Raw genomic sequence first — 15689 nt, forward strand, 5'->3', positions numbered from 1 at the left:
AAATGAGCACCTTGTCCATTTCGACTCATCTCAACTCGAGGCTGTAAGTGCCAGTGGTGTCATTGATCCCGGTGATTCCAGCGTGTACTGCCCCGCCGGGAGATTGTCTATTTGTTTGTCGCCTTGGTAGCAGTAGCCGGAAGCCGGGCTGGCGCCGGTGCTTGTGTTGATGATCCCGAACGGGGTAGCCAAGCCTTTCCGCCGTCTCATTTACGTTTTGCGGCCATTGGGTCAGGAACGACCAAGGCATGTTCTCCTCGCCGAGGAAGTTCACCCGCATCCAAGGTGCCGATGCGTTCGGGCGGCCCAGATAGACCCTCGCGAATGTCGGAGCGCTTGAGCCCGGCATTGTGGTTTGGGCCGGAGGGATTAGCCCTTTGATCTGACTGCTTCGGCCTGTGCGGTTGTCATGAGCAAAGGTTCGATGGATCTGCGGGCCGCCTCAAGCGTCTCAGGCTCCGGAAGAGGCCCTTCAAACCAGGCCGGGAGGTCCGTGTGCTCAAGGATGGTTGAAGCGGCACTGGCGGGTTCTGCCTTCCAAATGGGTGCCAACGGTGCGGGTAAATGGTGTCCGGGGCCGAGGAGTTGGACGCCGAAGGCATCCGGAACAAGGCTGTCCATCAGGGAGCGGCCGACGCTCGCGTACTTGAGGTGCGGCCGTTCGGGCCAGTCGTAGTTTTGGAAGACGTCCCAGAGGGCAGTTCCCAGCCTGGATCGTTTAATGCAGCCGAACTCTGCCTGGTCCGCCAGGGACGCGAGGAGTTCTGTCAGGTCAGCGACCGCCGGTTCCCATCTGCGGTCCGGATCCAGACGTCCGAAGTAGACGGTGCCGCGATCGCCGAACTCAACACTTCTGATCTCGTCCGGCCCCGTAACGCAGGCCAGTGAATCCAGATTGATAGGAGTCGATCCCGTGGCCAGAAGTGCCTTGCGCTGTTCCGCTGTGCATTTCACGTAGGACCATGCGGTGCCGACGTAGTGCGTGCCCGACGGCAGCTGACACCATTCAAGAGCGGCATCGACGACGGCATCCATCACCTCAGGCGGGCTGGTACGTCTGGGAGAACGAACTGGGTCTGTTTCGCCGAGCAGGCAAACCCCGGCGATGAATCCGGACATGTCCAGATTCGGGGCGCCGACAAGCGGGTGCTCATCGGGAAGAGGCCGAAGGGCGCCGTGAATGCCCTGGGCTTCCAGGCCGGAGGCCAGTGCGGCAAGAAGTCCATGTGCTTCAGCCGCGGAGGCTATTCCATGGATCGCAACGACGGCTCCCAAAGGGCACGGGGCTACACCGCCTAGCCCCGTACCGGCGGCCGGCAGCTCCAGGGAAGCCCTAACGCGCTCCAGAGCCTCCACCGCCGCGGCTTCCGGCAGCTCGGACTCAAAATAGGCCCGAAGCACACCGATCTTTGCCCAGGAACGCACGATGGGCTTGGCGAACAACCGTATAGATTCCATAGCATCAGCTCAAATTGAACGAGTAGGGGCCGGAGCGTTGTTGGTACCGCTCCATTCCAGCACATAAGCACCGGCGGGCAGGTTGTCGATCTTTCTATTGCCGCTGTAGCAGTACCCCGTTGCCGGAACTGCGCCGATGGTGGTGTTTTTAAGCGTCCATTTCATGTAGGAGGGGCAGCCCTGGTCGGCGAGGAACACCGACTGACCCCCGGCCGGGACCGTGAAGCGGTACTGGTCATGGGCGCCGGTGGTTTCCAGGTTCACCGCACCGGCCGCCGGAACCCCGTTGGACAACGACACCGGCAAGGTGACATCGAAGGCATCGACCGTGACGGGCATGAGCTGGAAGGAATACGGGCCGGAGGCGTTGTTGGTCCCGGCCCATTCCAGCACATACTGGCCGGCGGGCAGGTTGTCGATTTCCTTGTTGCCGTTGTAGCAGTAGTCGCTGGCCGGGGTGGCGCCCGTGGTGGTGTTGGTCAGCGTCCATTTCATGTGCGAGGGACAGCCCTGGTCGGCGAGGAACACCGCTTAGGGCTTCGGACCGAGACATCGCGCAAGCCCGACTTCCATTCAGACTCACCAGGCGAAACTCCTGAACTCCCAGGTGTCATTGAGGCTTTGGCGGTTTGCCTCTGTGCCTGGAGGCATTACCGCCAACTGCTTCAAAGATGGATCCGCGGCAACCACATGCCAGATATGCGTTGCGATGCAGGCACCAGGAGCATTCTGGTCCCCTACGCCATCAGCAATTGCCCAACCCCCTTCAGGATCGTGGAGAACGTGGAGCGCCGTATGGCCTCCTTCAAGAACCGAAAGCATGACGACGGCACCCAGATCAGCCGGGAACTCATTACCAGGAAAAGGCCACGGCAAGTACCGGAACATTTCGCGAGCCATCCTCGTATCTTCTCACCCGCCCGTAAGCCGGTCCTCTGCTGAAACAGCGGTTTCTGTGCGCTTCGCGTATCTGGCGCCGTGGCCGGCTGTACTCTCAGACGTGTGGAGACTCCTTATCAGCCGAACCGCACAGGCTTCGATGCTTTGGACGAACTCGACCGGGTCGACTGGAGCCGGCTGGAGCACTGCTACGGAAGAGGCGTCGTTTTGCTGGGCGTCGATGGGGACGTGTCACTCGCCATCGCAGGCGACGTATCGCGATCGTTGGCTGCGCTTCGATCTGATCCATCCAGGGCAATCAATGATGGGCTTTACTCCAACATCTGCCACCAGGGCACGGTATATCAAGCAACGGCCTATGCGGTGCCCTTCATCGCAGCTGTCGCGGCCGGCAATGTTCCGGACGGGATCCGCGTCCCTCTGCTAGCGCTCCTGGGTGACATCTCGATCGGAGGGAGCTATATGGCTCCCGATGGGTCTCGTGCGGGCGCCCTCGGAGACCACATAGACGCCCTCGTCACGGAATCGCTTGCCACTTCGATGAAACGCCTCTCAACGATCCAAACGCCAAGGCTCGTGGCGCTGATCCAAGCTATCCAATCGCTTCTTGTTCAATCGACCGACCAGCGCCGCGATGCCGTCGAGTCCGCCATCGACGTTGCACTTACGCCGCCCGCCCCACCCTAGGACAGTGCCCGGCTGCCGGCCCTTAACCGGACGTTGACAAGAGCTGCGTACCGGGCCCAGTCTGAGCCGGAATGATGTCACCCTCAATTCGACGGGGTGACGGCGAACCGTTCACTGTTGGTGGAAGGTATGCATGGAACTTCTCACAGCGTAACTCGGCAACGATGCGCTCGACCCCCTGATGACATATCCCGACGACTGGGTTGACCGCCACCTCGCCGACCAGCCGCAGCCGGGCATTCTTCAAGCAGTGGGGTCCGGCCCTCGCCACCAAGTTCATCAGCTTTGCCACCAAGGCGTCCCCGGCCGTGGACACCACCCCGACCATTGTCCCTGCCCCGGGCCGGGCGTACGATGGGGCGCGTCCGGGTCCATCCGAATCGCTACGCTGCGCGGAGACCGGCTGGGGGTACACCGCATCCTGCCCCGTACGGGCGCCATCAGTTACCCCGCCTCGGCGAGCCCGGCCGCCAGCGCCGGACACCGCACGCCACCGCGCCAGCACCACTCAGGAGCGCGCAGGTCAGTTCCCGCCGAGGCAAGCCTTCTGAGGAAGGAGACCGCAAAATGCCCGTCACCGACGAGAGCATTGTCATCCCTGTACCCCCGGAGGAAGTCTTCGACTACCTCAATGACCCCACGCACCTGCCCGAGTATGACGCCACTGTCCTGACCAGCGAACTCCAAGGTGACGGTCCCGTGCAGGTCGGGTCACGGTTCAAGGGCAAGAGCAAGATCCTCGGCCGGACGTTTGACTGGGTGGTCGAGGTGACCGAGGACGAGCGCCCCACGAAGCAGGCCATCAAGTCCGTGGAGGGGAAGATCGACTTCACCGGCACCTTCACCATGACCCCCGAGACCGGTGGGACCCGGCTGGAATACCGCCTCGAATCGGGCGCGGGCCTCGGCGGAGTGTTCGGCCGCATCGCCGATGCGCTCGTGAACAAGGCGTACGCACGGCAGGTGCGCGCCAACCTCGCCACCCTGTCCGAGATTCTCACCGAGCACCGGGAAGGGTAGAGGCGGTCATAATGTCCAGTACCAGCAACCAGCACACGAGCACGAGGCCTGCGGTCCTTGCGGCCTTGGGTGGCTCAGCGGCTGTCCTCGGCGGGCTGCTCGGCGCCGCGGCGGCGTACATGGAGTCCCTCGCCCCCGGAGGGTGCGTGGGGAACTACTGCAGCGGCGGATACAGGGAGACCACGCCGCAGGTCGCCGCGTTGGCCCTCTCATCGATCCTTCTCGCCGCGATCGGCATCCTCGGACTGGCGGTCCTGGCGAGGGCAAGGGGGCGGCGCTACTGGATGGCGCTCACTGCTGCAGGTCTGGTAGCGGCCGGACTCCTGTCTCTGACCGCGTACAGCGTCTTTATGGCGGGGACCACGAACGAGTCGTGGGGATGGTGGGCCTTCGGATACACGGGTTTCTTGGCTATGTGGGCTGGCCTCGTGTTCGGCAGCATCCACACCCTCGTCGCCCGGGTCGTGCCGAGGTGGGTAGGGATCGCGGCAATCGTGGCAAGCGCCGTCCTCCCCTTCTTCAACACGGAGACCGCCGCCGTCCTCGTCGCCGTGCCAGCCGCGCTGGCGTGGGCCCTCGTCGGCGGCTTCGTGGTGCGGGAAGCACTGGGCGATCTCGACATTGGACACAGGCACGCCCCCGCACTCGGCGCCTGAACCCAGGAACGGAACCTGCCATGGAAGTTCCAACTGGAAACCCAGCCAACCAGGTGCTCGGCCCGCGGCCAAGGATTCCGGCGCGCTTGCAAACACCCATAGGGATAGAGGGCAGCATTAACGGTCGGCACCAGAAGTCCTTCCAAGGCGACGCGTCACATATTCCCAAACGAACGATCGCTGTCCGAAACGCCGATGGATCTGTGGTGCTATGGGGTGTCACGAAGGAGAAGAACGGCTTCAGCATCTCTTTGGCAAGCTAGTTCACTCGTCCACAAGATGGGGGAACTTCTGGCCTGCGCCGAGATCCGAAATGTTGCGGTGAAGAGTCAACAAGTAGCAGGAGCGCTTGGGGGATGCGTTGGCCGCGAGGGCCAGTTTGAATTCGATTGAGCTGGGGTAGATGGCTAGGGCTTTCCGTGCCCATGCCACCGCACGCTGTCCGGCCGGAGCGTTTCCTTCGGCTGCGGCTGCAGCAAACGCCTGCGCAGCAAGCATGGCCGTGTCTGCGTCCACGGACTCATTGCAGCGGCGGTAGAGAATTGCTGATCGGCCTGAGGGATTCGTCCTTTCGCGACGAGGTCTGTGCCGGCTTTCATCGGCCATTCCGCGGCCGCTGCGGGAACTGCTTGAATCAAAGCAACGACGACGGTGGCAGTGGCGGCCGCGCGTATCGCTTGGCTGCGCGCTGTGCGTCCTTGAGCGGCACGCGTGGTTCGTTGCCTCCCAGAGGACTGTGCTGGGCGGCGTTCGCGGCCGAGGAGTCCTCCCATGAGGAAGAACGCGAGTGGGGCCGTGCCGGGAGACGTGAAGGCTGTCATGAGCGCCACCCCGTACGCACAGGCAGCAGCCAAGAAGGACAGCCTGCTTTCACGGTCCAGGCGATCCTGGGAGTTCTTGAGATTACGGACCCCAAGGATGAGAACCGCTGCCACGCAGGCTAAGACAGGCAAAGCAATGAGCAATCCCCCCATCGTCGCCATCTGCAGAATCCACATGTGGGGCGCATTTGGCGGAAAGTCGGTGCCTACTTGAGTTGCCCACACCGAATCGTGGTACGCGGGCAGAAGGTCAACAAAACCTACTGGGCCCCACGCCACTTAGGGCGTGCTCCTGGAAAAGAGCCCAGCTCTCCGACCACAAGAGCAACCGTCCCTCAACAGTTGAAAGAGTCATAAGCCGTGCCCTACTGGCTGGCACGATCAGGGGTACGGCAACAGCGGCGACCGCTATTAGGGAGCCAGCCATAATGACCTTGCGCGGATTTGGCAGCCAAGGAACAAGGATCACGAACACAGGATAATCAGCGCGACCAGTCCTGCGGCGTAGGCGGCCCGAGATCCTGACACGGCGGTGGTGAGGGCGGCCGCGATGGTGCCTGCAGTGAGGTAGCAAGTTCCGAAGACGCAGGGACAGGCAACAGCAGGATTGTGAAAAGCAGAACACCGACAATTCCCTGGTCTGTGGCATTGCCGAGCAGCCCTCCAGGACGGTCGAACGGTCCGCCGCCGAGGGGACGCATTCCCACGAACTCGAGGAGAGCGGGAATGATAAGAACTATGGAGGCGACGGCCCACTGGACCAGCGTCCGGCTGTTCTCTCGGGATGTAAGAATCTTCGCCCCAGCCCACAGGCACCCCAAATAGGCCGCGAGCGCGACAATCCTCTCATAACGAGGCCAACGCCCTGCTAGCGAAACAAAGGAATCCGGTCCGAGCAAAGATGCCGGAGCGAATGCACCGCCCGTAAGAAGCAGCACTTGCATCACTGTTGGTAAGCGCCCACTGACCTTGGCCCAGATGGCGGTGCCACAAGCCAGCAGCGCGAAAACGAGTTTGACCCACGCAAACCGAAAAAGACCTCCCGGCAAGAATGCGCACGCAGAAACAAGCACAAACGCGATGAGCCATGTTCCGGATACCGAACGGGCAACGACCGACTGACCACGCATTAGATCCGAGTTCCCCAGGATGATTCAGGATAAACGCCCTCAGCGTCAACCTTATCCCGGCATGAGATTGTCCCTGCGCATGGAATCAAGGGTGGAGATGATGTCGCTCTTCGACAGTTTATGTCCGAGCGCCTCGTAGGTGGCACGAAATATTTATGCATTTTCGCCAAGGTTGTCGACACGGGCTATAGGCTCTGGTCCAGGTGGGGGGGCACCTGGCCTTCTGCCGTTTTCGCGTCCTAACGACCGGAGGTTCAACAAACTCATGAGAGTTCTTAGACCACGGGCGCTGCATCTTGTGCCCATAATTTCTGTATTACTCGCTGCTCTTTTAGTCCCGCTCGGAGCCGGCCCGGCCGCTGCAGCAAATACCGCATCAATTAGCGGCAAGATCACAGTACCGGCAGGTGAGGATGTCACCAAAGTCCGAGTATCACTGCGCGGCTGCACCAACGGCGAATGCATTGACCGCTCGGGCAACCCAGGAGGAGACAGTTCGTATTCTTTTACCGCGCTTCCTGCCAGTAACTCCGCAGGCCTGAATGGGGTCCCAGCCAACGCCGCAGGCATCTGGGCGAACCTGACCGTCACCGAACCCTACTCCTTCGTCTACCTCACCGGGTACGCCTCCGGATCGGCCAAACCGAAATCCTCCAACGTCAATTACGCTGGGGGACAAACGGTACCGAACCTGGCCTACCTGCCCATCGGACCTGACGGCAAGGTCACCATTGCCAACACCGAATCAGGATCCGGATCCACCACCCAAATCATCGCCGATGTCTCCGGCTACACCCTCAAATAGTTCAGTAAATCCACCAGCGACAGGCCCGGGCTCTCACCAAACGTGGAGCCCGGGCCCTCATCTGTTCCTGGTGGACAGTGCCAATGAGGCTGCTCAGCGAACAGCCGCATTTCAAGAAAACTAATGTCAATTAGGAGCAAGTCATGGGGGATATTTCTTTGGTGCTCGGCACCAGTATTAGGCGAGCGTTGCTCGCCGCCGCCACCGCCGTACTCGTCATCGTTGCCGGGATCAGTCCTTCCGCGGCGGACACAGGGACGGCCAGCATCGCAGGCAAGATCACGACGCCGGCGGGAACCGACGTCACCAAGGCCACTGTGGAACTGTACAGCTTCACGGCTGGCGGGGAAGGCTCAAGCCTAGGCCTGGTCACGTCGGTGGTTCCGGCTGCAAACGGGACGTACAGGATTCCAGACTTGGTACCGGACACCTACCGGGTTAAGTTCAAGGCTGGAGAATCCGGGGCCACAAACCGCTGGTTCGGAACGTTTAATTACGACGAAGGCTCGGCGGATGACGTCACCGTGGCCGCCGGCGAGGCCCGAGCTGCGGTAGACATCACAACAGTCGCCGGAGCGGTGATGACCGGAAAAGTTACGGCAGAGCCGGGCGTCGACCTGACGAAAGTGCGGGTCTCCTTCAACGGCCCCAACTCGTGCGCGGGCTGCGTGGAGGAGGTAACAAGTCTCGGACTCGACGGCACTTACCGGATGACAGGCCTCTACCCGGAGCCGACCACCGTGGGGTTCTCCGGCGGCGGCGCCGTCAAACAGTGGTGGGACAACAAGCCAGACTGGGAAACGTCCAACCCTGTCACATTGCAGGCAAGCCAGACCGTAGCCGGCATCGGAGCCCACCTCCTTCGGGGCGCCACCATCAGCGGTCATGTGTCGGTGCCGGAGGGGCATTTTTCACACTACACACAGGCTTACGTCTTCAAAGCAAGCAGCACAGGCGTCAACCACGTCATCAACAACGGCACAGTCTCTGAGGTCGCCTCTGCGCACGTCGATGCCGACGGAAACTATAGGGTCACCGAACTGCCTGCCGGCTCGTATAGAGTCGGCTTCTACGATTTCACCGACACCTGCCCCGAGAGGTGGTACTCCTCTGGAGAGACCTTCCAGACGGCAGAGACCCTGTCCCTATCCCTCGGCCAGGATGCTGTGGGAATTGACATCACCCTACAGCCCGAAGCCGAGATCTCCGGATACCTGTCAAATGTGGATACGGAGACCAGCGTCACGGCCTTCGACGCCACGGGTCGCGTGGCGGGTTGGGGAACTGCCTATCCCAACGGGGGCCAGCCGAGCCACTACTACATTGGCATGCTGAACGCCGGAACGTACCGCCTGGCCTTCAACAGGGGCTACGAAACCACAACCATGGGGGCTCAGTACTACAAGGGTGTGCCAGAGACTTCAGGCCTCGCGGCCGGACAGACTGTAACCCTTAGCACAGGTCAGAGACTGTCCAACGTCAACGACGAACTGTCTGTGGGACGGTCAATATCCGGCTCTGTGGTTCTTGAATCAGGGCAGCCTGCCACTGACTACAAGGTGGAGGCCTACACCAAGGACGGCAAGCTCGTGGACCGCAGAGCGATGACGGACAACGACGGGAAGTTCAAGATTACGGGCCTCTCGAAGGGCGAATACCTTGTAGTTGCTCATCACGGGATCACGCCCAAGGAAGTCAATGGACTGTATGTCGGGAACACACCGAACGAGGACGAGGCCACGCTGGTGTCCACCATGGCCAGCCCGGACACCAACGTGGGCGTCATCTCCTACCAGGCGGCTGCGGGTGGCGACACGCTTGCCGGCAAGTTCAAGCCGATTCCCCCGAGCAGGTTCCTCGATACGAGGCTGAGCAAGGCGGTGGCTCCCGGAGGGACTGTATCCTTCCAGGTTGCTGGCGTGAATGGCATCCCGGCCAACGCTTCGGCGGTGGTGTTCAACCTCACCGTGACTGAGCCTTCTTCCGCCGGGTTCATCACGGCCTACGCGAGCGGCCAGGCCGTTCCCGGTTCATCCAACGTGAACTATGGGCCAGGCCAGACTGTCCCCAACCTCGTGGTTGCACCTATTGGAGCGGACGGGAAGGTCTCACTCAAGAACACCTCATCGGGCAGTGTCCAGCTCATCGCAGACGTTTCGGGTTACTTCAATTCGGGTGCTTCCGCCGCGCCAGGAGCTTTCCAAAGCATCGCGCCCAAGAGGTTCCATGACACCCGCACCAGCGGCGCCGTAGCGCCCGGCGGCACTTCAACGTTCCAAGTCGCGGGGGTCAACGGGATTCCGGCCAATGCCTCAGCGGTAGTGTTCAACCTGACCGTTACCGAACCGAAGGCGGCTGGCTTCATTACTGCATACGCCAGTGGCGGAACCGTTCCTGGCGCCTCAAACGTAAACTACGGACCGGCCCAGACCGTTCCCAACCTCGTCGTTGCACCCATTGGGGCGGACGGGAAAGTCTCACTGAAGAACTCCTCCTCGGGAAGCGTCCAGCTCATCGCTGACGTGTCGGGGTATTTCATCGGCGGCGCAACAACGGACACCGGATCCTTCCAGAGCCTGGCGCCGAAGCGTTTCCTCGATACACGGAATTCGTCTGCCCTCGCCGCTGGCGGTACCACGTCGTTCCAGGTCGCGGGGGTGAATGGCATCCCGGCAGGCGCATCCGCAGTTGTGTTCAATTTGACCGTAACTGAGCCGAAGTCTGCGGGCTTCATTACCGCCTATGCCAGCGGGTCACCTACCCCGGGGTCCTCGAATGTCAATTACGGTCCCGCGCAGACAGTCCCCAACTTGGTGATAGCCCCGATTGGCCCAGACGGCAGAGTCAATCTGCGGAACACTTCAGCCGGAAGCGTCCAGGTAATCGCAGACGTAGCAGGGTACTTCCGCTAACTGCGTTTTCACCAAGGAGGATCAGGACCGTGGGGGGCGACACACAGTGGCCCCCAGCACTCTCTTCAAAATCGTGGCCTCCGGAGCGGATCCTACCCCTTACAGCGGATCCGCTCCGGAAGTCATCTGAGAATGTATCCGGAGACGTCCGCGATGATCTGGGCAGTTCCGCTGGAGGTGTTGGCGATCCGCACTTTGCCATCAACCCCAAGCGGTACGACCGCGAGATTCGGCACAGTCTGCCCAGCCACGTAGTTCACAATGGAGGCGTTGGGCCTGACCGCGCCTGACGCGAACGCCGTCAGGAACCCGTATGATTTGGTTTCAGTCACGGTCAGGTTCACCACCACCGCGGACGCATTCGCGGGCACGCCGTTCACGCCTGCAACCTGGAACGACACTGAGCCGCCTGCAGCCACCGGCCCCGACCATGCCCTCGTGTCCAGGAACCGCGTCGGAGTCAACCCCGCGAACGTCCCTGGATCAACTGCTGTGCCGGGGAGGAAATAGCCCGACACATCTGCGATCACTTGGGCGGTCCCCGAGGAGGTATTCGAGATTGTCACTTTGCCTTCGGCGCCGACCGGCACCACGACTAGGTTCGGAGCTGTCTGGCCGGTCGCGTAGTTCACGTTGGAGGCTTCCTCAGCCTTGGCCTGCTCGGCGCGCTGCCGGCGGAGCCGTTCGACCGCAGAAGGATCTTCTTTGGCCGCTGCCGCACTGGACGCGGTGAGACGTTCGGCGAAGCTGCCCGGCTGCGGCGCGGCTGCGTTGATCGCTTCCTCGCTCCGGCCCATTCCGCGATCCCGTCGAGGGCTTCCTTGACCGCCTCCGGCTGCTGTTCCGGCTCGCCGTGTCCGGGGTTGGCCCGGTTTTCACGAACCTTGCGGGCGAGCTCGGCGCTGCGTTCGGCGCGTTCTTGGGCGAGGCTGAGCTGGGCTTCGGTCCCGCGGGATTCCTGCAGGTGGTCCACGACGTGTTCGGCGGGGTTTGGTTTTCCTTGACCGTGGCCACTACCTCGGCGGCATCTGCCATGAGCGGGGTGTCGTTCCTGGCTGAGAGAAGCGTGTCCACTGACATTGGTGGGACGGCTGTATGCATCCTGGACCATGGGGAAACGATGCCCTGCTTTCCGCGCGCGGACATTCCGGACGCTGTGAAGGCGGCCGCCGCTGACTGGTGTGGCCGAAGCGTCGACGACTTCACCGTCGATGTACGCCTGTAGATGCGGAACGGGTCAGCCGTCGGGTGGCTTTCCCGGGTGGTCTTGGTGCGCGGCCAAGGGTCAGGATTCCGGTCCTGCGCAGTTCGCGGCGCAGGGCATGGGCGTCCTCGCCGGAGTCGAGCCGCTGCAGGATGTGGTCGGCTTCTTCCCTGGAGCGCCGCCCGGCGGTGACGGCTTCGTCCAAGGCTTTCGTCAGGTGGCCGTGGCGGATCTCATCGACGGTGTGTTCATAGTCGGCCGGGGTCTCGGCGGCCGCGAGGGCCGGCGTTGTGCATCGCTGACGCCGGCGCCTGTCGCCGTGTGACGTCCGCCGCCGCCGTGCTCCATGCCGACAACTATATCCCCCACCTTCAGGGTGTTGAGGACTCGTGATGCGTATTCATGATTGTCCGTACCGCACCTTGCTGGGGTGGTTGTTGGTGTTAAGCAAATGTGCCGCAAGGAGTGAGATTCCCATGGTTAATATTCCGGCCTTGATCGATGGGCTGGCCCCCGACGAGGTGTCCCGGCTGAAGTCCGGCGGTCCGGGGCAGGTCCTGGACAGCGACCTGCTGGCAGCGATCGACCGTGCTGCCGGAGGGCCCGGTGAAGGCCGCGGCTATTACGTCGTCAAGGGACACCTCTGGCCGATCGAGGCGCGCGAGTACCACCTCCGCCAAGACGTCGCCGCCGTCCTCTTCGGATCGGCGCCCTAGCACCGCAAGCCTCCCGAAGGCGGAGATGATCAGGGCCCTAGCACGCTGGCCGCGGCCTGCCACCTCCGGGAACCCTACGCCTTGGGACCCAAACGGGCGGCTGCCTCCACACAGGGATTCTTTCGTCAAGCTCCTGGATGCGCTGCGGATACCGCCCGTGGCGGGCATGCAGGCGATAGGTAGCGGCCCAGCTCCGTTTCGGCTTTCTTCCTTCGTGGCTGGTCGTTGCCCCAGTTGAGATATATTTCGCGCTGCGCCAGGCGCTGCTGCCGTCTGGCCTCTAGACCCTCAGGCGGGGCGTTTCCAGCCCAGCAGGTCCTGCAGCGCCCGGGCGTAGGCCGAATCGAGGGTTCTGCGGCCGCTCGGCCCGCCGGCGGCGCAGCCAGCGCGCCAAGAAGCGTTCTTCCCTGTCGAAGCACAGTGCCCCGTCGAAATATTGCGCCTAATGTGACAAAGGGTGCCCGTGCGGAGTTAATTGGTCTAATGCCTTCCAGCCCTCGTGCCCGCCGCGCCGTCGTTATCGAGGACGACCCCGATATCCGTGACCTGCTCGTGCACGTCCTGAAGGGCCAACACCGCCTCGGGGAAGGTCAGCTACATCGACGCTGGCCACGCTCCGAATAAGGTCGGAGGGTCCACGGAAAGCCTGTGGAGATGGACATGCTAGACGATACCGACCCCCGAATCCGCCACCATGATCTTCCGGCTGGTCGCGTCCCGCGCCCCAAGTCCGCGCACGATGGTCTTGAGCTCCTTGCGCAGGCTCTCAGTGTCCACAGCCACGCTCGCCAACACGGACTGTTCCAGTTCGCGGGCGCTTTCCCTCGCCGCCGCGCCGGAATCCGTCATGGACACGACACTGCTCCTACGGTTGGACGGGTTGCGCTGTCGACGGACATGGCCGTGGGCCTCCGGCCGCATCAGCGTCTTGCCGATGGTCTGGGACTGCACACTCACGATCTCGGCGAGCATCGCCTGAGTCATAGGTCCCTGGACTGCCAGGACGTCCAGAGCAATAACACCGGCGTGGGTCAGGCCGAGGCCCCTTAGCTGCTCATTCCAGGCATGTTCCACCAGTCGCGCCGTGGTGGACAACAGGCGACCGTTTGTCCACCGCTCCATGTCAGGCATGGGCAGAGTATAGAACGGGTGACGCATTTCAGGACCAGGGCATAACCCGAGTGGCGGAGCCCAGCCGCCATTCGAAACTACGATTTAGCCGCCAAACGAAGTTAACAGTCACAGCCGCCCTCGGGAAGCTCGCGATTGGCGGCTGATTCGAATTCCCATTTGGCCTGCCCGCAAAAACCGCCCGGACGGAGTGCCTCAAACGCTGTGACCGGGGAAATCTACCGCCAGATCACCAATCCCCAACCGGCGCCAAGCAACGCCGACCTGCCCCAGCAACGCACCAAACTCGGATTCACCATCAACGCCGCCGCCAGCCATCTCAGCCAATGGCCCTCCGTCATTTCCCGCCTTGAGCGAGGGCTCATCCGCGACGAGGCCCTTGCCGCAACCTACCGGCAATGGCTGGCCGACCAGACACCGCAAAACGCGAATTGACAACTTGTGAGCATCCCGGGATGGTTCATGTGGCTCTCACCCGGTCACACCCTGAAGATCCGACAGAGGAAGCTTGCCCCCGGCCAGGGGAACCAACCACAAGAAAGATTCCAGAAAATTTTGGTCAGGGTCATGCAGGAGCCCATGAAAGCGGCAATGAACAGGTATGAGCGCGCAAACCCACAACCAGCAGCGCACCACCCAGCCCCCCCCCCCCCGCGACCGTGGTCATGCCGCTCCGGCGGCACCAGTCCATGAATGAGTGAGTAGCGAAACCCTCGCCCAACCAGGAAGGAAGCGCCGGCCCCTCAACGGCCACCACAACTGAACATTCCTGCGACTGACACACCGTCGGCAACACGCTGGCAAGGGTGTGGACAGTGTCCACATGGCTAGAGGCCCAAAAACCGCCCCCAGCCTGAGGGAAAACGTGTGCCCGAGGTGGGACTCGAACCAGATTTCAGCCCTTGCAAATACAGGGAACTCCAGAAAACATACGCAATCCGGGCCAGTCCGCCCGATGTACGAACCAGTCTGGTACAAAATGTGTGTACAGCGTACACACGCTTTTTTTGCCTTCATTCCTGTTGACAGCTTCAACGGAGGCGCGTTCGAACGGGGCAAGCCAAGGGCCGGCGGCGTGCGGATCACGCACTCTCATTTCTCCCCTTCCGAACATCTCATGGAATAAGAAGGGAACCCACCTGACCAACCAAAAAGCGGCCCACACGATGACCGGCATCGTCATGCCGCCGTGCGCTTGGACAACCATGAGTCAGGAGAATCACCGCTGTTTGCCGTTCTGATCGATCCATCGTCGCTGGGCGGGCGCTCCGCGCAACCAGGGCGCTCCCGCGCCGGACACTCATCCCAAACTTCGTTCGCCGCTCCTCCGTCGCTTCCATCCTCACAAACTTTGGAACCGTGCCCGGTCCCCCAAGTTGCACTCCAGGCCCTCAGCCCAGCGAACGGATCCTCTATCAAAACGACGCCCAAGACCAACGGCCACAGTTCAAGAAACCAAAGAGGAGAGAACCAGGCCTCTTGGACCTGCTCAGAAGCTACGGATCAGGCTGTTCTTGCGGCGGGGTTAGGGCGTGGGGGCCAAGAACCGCTTTGATGGTCCACTCCAGGTGGGTGCGGATATCGAACTCCGGGCCGTGCTGCCACTGGAACTGCAATCCTTCCCAACAGGCGAGGAGAACACGGGCTGCCATATTGGCATCGATCGCACCGTCGACCTTGCCCTCACCCTGGAGGCGATGGATATCGGTAGCGATCACCTGCAGGGAGCGGGCCAGACGACCTTGAAAGTAGGGGTTTGCCGGGTTCTCGTGGTCTACTGCAGCGCCCGCCATCTCCGCATATAGAAGCGGGATGTGCGGACGGCGAACGCCCACTTCAGCCCGGTGGCCCATGTCCGCAATGGCTCCGGCTTCGTGGCCTGCGGCGCGGATGTTGTCGTCGTCAAACTGCTTCAACGCCGATATCAGGAGACTTTCCTTGGTGGGGAAATGGTAGAAAACCGTCGGCTCGCTCGTGCCGGCCAGTTCCGCTACCTCCCCCACGGTCACATTCCGGTGGCCTTTGTCCTGAACAAGCTTCAGGGCCGCTGAGCTCAGCGCTTCACGGCGCTTGCCCGACTTCGCATATGAACCCCGCTTTTCGGCCATGCCGACTCCTTTTGAAAAACCTATTGATTCGTTTCAAAGCTTAACGCTATCCTCTCAACTGAAATTATAGTTGACTCAGAATTCAGGCCGACAGGCCGAGGAGGCAAAGATGCCCAAGCACGTCCATGTGCTTCGCCGGCC

16 protein-coding genes are annotated in these 15689 nt (G+C 61.9%); 10 read left to right on the top strand and 6 right to left on the bottom strand.

Going from position 1 to position 15689, the window contains the following annotated elements; genetic code table 11:
• Positions 1–369: 369 nt before the first annotated feature.
• A complete protein-coding gene (locus LD110_RS06485; protein WP_225497378.1) occupies positions 370–1458 on the bottom strand; it encodes a hypothetical protein in 1089 nt (362 codons plus the stop codon).
• 9 nt (positions 1459–1467) lie between these two features.
• Positions 1468–1953, bottom strand: a complete 486-nt coding sequence (locus LD110_RS06490; RefSeq protein ID WP_225497380.1) for a hypothetical protein — start codon at positions 1951–1953, stop codon at positions 1468–1470.
• 507 nt (positions 1954–2460) lie between these two features.
• On the opposite strand from LD110_RS06490, the gene LD110_RS06495 reads away from it, so the two are divergent.
• The 3 genes from LD110_RS06495 to LD110_RS06505 all read left to right on the top strand — a co-directional run bounded on the left by LD110_RS06495 (position 2461) and on the right by LD110_RS06505 (position 4721).
• On the top strand, positions 2461–3045 hold the full coding sequence (locus tag LD110_RS06495; RefSeq protein ID WP_225497382.1) for a hypothetical protein: 585 nt from the start codon (positions 2461–2463) through the stop codon (positions 3043–3045).
• Positions 3046–3612: 567 nt separating this feature from the next.
• Positions 3613–4065, top strand: coding sequence for an SRPBCC family protein (locus LD110_RS06500; RefSeq protein WP_225497384.1), 453 nt, complete (start codon positions 3613–3615; stop codon positions 4063–4065).
• 11 nt (positions 4066–4076) lie between these two features.
• The gene (locus LD110_RS06505) at positions 4077–4721 is read left to right on the top strand and encodes a hypothetical protein (protein WP_225497386.1); all 645 of its coding nucleotides are present in this window, start codon (positions 4077–4079) and stop codon (positions 4719–4721) included.
• Positions 4722–4985: 264 nt separating this feature from the next.
• Here LD110_RS06505 and LD110_RS06510 read toward each other — a convergent pair whose 3' ends face one another.
• A complete protein-coding gene (locus LD110_RS06510) occupies positions 4986–5237 on the bottom strand; it encodes a hypothetical protein (protein WP_225497389.1) in 252 nt (83 codons plus the stop codon).
• A 1700-nt stretch (positions 5238–6937) separates the two neighbouring features.
• Between LD110_RS06510 and LD110_RS06515 the strand changes: the two genes are divergently transcribed.
• Entirely contained in the window at positions 6938–7477 is a 540-nt protein-coding gene (locus LD110_RS06515) for a hypothetical protein (protein WP_225497391.1), read from the top strand.
• A gap of 143 nt (positions 7478–7620) precedes the next feature.
• On the top strand, positions 7621–10389 hold the full coding sequence (locus LD110_RS06520; RefSeq protein ID WP_225497393.1) for a carboxypeptidase-like regulatory domain-containing protein: 2769 nt from the start codon (positions 7621–7623) through the stop codon (positions 10387–10389).
• Between the two features lie 122 nt (positions 10390–10511).
• On the opposite strand, the gene LD110_RS06525 is transcribed toward LD110_RS06520, so the two are convergent.
• Entirely contained in the window at positions 10512–11186 is a 675-nt protein-coding gene (locus LD110_RS06525; RefSeq protein WP_225497395.1) for a hypothetical protein, read from the bottom strand.
• Between the two features lie 56 nt (positions 11187–11242).
• On the opposite strand from LD110_RS06525, the gene LD110_RS06530 reads away from it, so the two are divergent.
• From LD110_RS06530 to LD110_RS06545, 4 genes are all read left to right on the top strand, one after another.
• Entirely contained in the window at positions 11243–11614 is a 372-nt protein-coding gene (locus LD110_RS06530; RefSeq protein WP_225497396.1) for a hypothetical protein, read from the top strand.
• Positions 11615–11711: 97 nt separating this feature from the next.
• On the top strand, positions 11712–11918 hold the full coding sequence (locus LD110_RS06535; RefSeq protein ID WP_225497399.1) for a hypothetical protein: 207 nt from the start codon (positions 11712–11714) through the stop codon (positions 11916–11918).
• 151 nt (positions 11919–12069) lie between these two features.
• Entirely contained in the window at positions 12070–12309 is a 240-nt protein-coding gene (locus LD110_RS06540; protein WP_225497402.1) for a hypothetical protein, read from the top strand.
• Positions 12310–12792: 483 nt separating this feature from the next.
• On the top strand, positions 12793–12933 hold the full coding sequence (locus LD110_RS06545; protein ID WP_225497405.1) for a hypothetical protein: 141 nt from the start codon (positions 12793–12795) through the stop codon (positions 12931–12933).
• Between the two features lie 39 nt (positions 12934–12972).
• On the opposite strand, the gene LD110_RS06550 is transcribed toward LD110_RS06545, so the two are convergent.
• Positions 12973–13440, bottom strand: a complete 468-nt coding sequence (locus tag LD110_RS06550; protein ID WP_308012412.1) for a MarR family transcriptional regulator — start codon at positions 13438–13440, stop codon at positions 12973–12975.
• A gap of 204 nt (positions 13441–13644) precedes the next feature.
• Between LD110_RS06550 and LD110_RS06555 the strand changes: the two genes are divergently transcribed.
• On the top strand, positions 13645–13875 hold the full coding sequence (locus LD110_RS06555; RefSeq protein ID WP_225497407.1) for a hypothetical protein: 231 nt from the start codon (positions 13645–13647) through the stop codon (positions 13873–13875).
• A 1061-nt stretch (positions 13876–14936) separates the two neighbouring features.
• Here LD110_RS06555 and LD110_RS06560 read toward each other — a convergent pair.
• Entirely contained in the window at positions 14937–15548 is a 612-nt protein-coding gene (locus tag LD110_RS06560; RefSeq protein WP_225497409.1) for a TetR/AcrR family transcriptional regulator, read from the bottom strand.
• Between the last annotated feature and the right edge of the window lie 141 nt (positions 15549–15689).

It is taken from the genome of Arthrobacter sp. M4 (assembly GCF_020251205.1).
Lineage (GTDB): Bacteria > Actinomycetota > Actinomycetes > Actinomycetales > Micrococcaceae > Arthrobacter.

Bases quoted from the DNA above. Each gene is read 5' to 3' on its own strand.
- LD110_RS06490 (WP_225497380.1), bottom strand. From the start codon at position 1,953: ATGAAATGGACGCTGACCAACACCACCACGGGCGCCACCCCGGCCAGC.
- LD110_RS06545 (WP_225497405.1), top strand. From the start codon at position 12,793: ATGCCTTCCAGCCCTCGTGCCCGCCGCGCCGTCGTTATCGAGGACGAC.
- LD110_RS06535 (WP_225497399.1), top strand. From the start codon at position 11,712: ATGGGCGTCCTCGCCGGAGTCGAGCCGCTGCAGGATGTGGTCGGCTTC.
- LD110_RS06540 (WP_225497402.1), top strand. From the start codon at position 12,070: ATGGTTAATATTCCGGCCTTGATCGATGGGCTGGCCCCCGACGAGGTG.
- LD110_RS06500 (WP_225497384.1), top strand. From the start codon at position 3,613: ATGCCCGTCACCGACGAGAGCATTGTCATCCCTGTACCCCCGGAGGAA.
- LD110_RS06485 (WP_225497378.1), bottom strand. From the start codon at position 1,458: ATGGAATCTATACGGTTGTTCGCCAAGCCCATCGTGCGTTCCTGGGCA.
- LD110_RS06515 (WP_225497391.1), top strand. From the start codon at position 6,938: ATGAGAGTTCTTAGACCACGGGCGCTGCATCTTGTGCCCATAATTTCT.
- LD110_RS06560 (WP_225497409.1), bottom strand. From the start codon at position 15,548: ATGGCCGAAAAGCGGGGTTCATATGCGAAGTCGGGCAAGCGCCGTGAA.
- LD110_RS06520 (WP_225497393.1), top strand. From the start codon at position 7,621: ATGGGGGATATTTCTTTGGTGCTCGGCACCAGTATTAGGCGAGCGTTG.
- LD110_RS06525 (WP_225497395.1), bottom strand. From the start codon at position 11,186: ATGGGCCGGAGCGAGGAAGCGATCAACGCAGCCGCGCCGCAGCCGGGC.
- LD110_RS06550 (WP_308012412.1), bottom strand. From the start codon at position 13,440: ATGCCTGACATGGAGCGGTGGACAAACGGTCGCCTGTTGTCCACCACG.
- LD110_RS06505 (WP_225497386.1), top strand. From the start codon at position 4,077: ATGTCCAGTACCAGCAACCAGCACACGAGCACGAGGCCTGCGGTCCTT.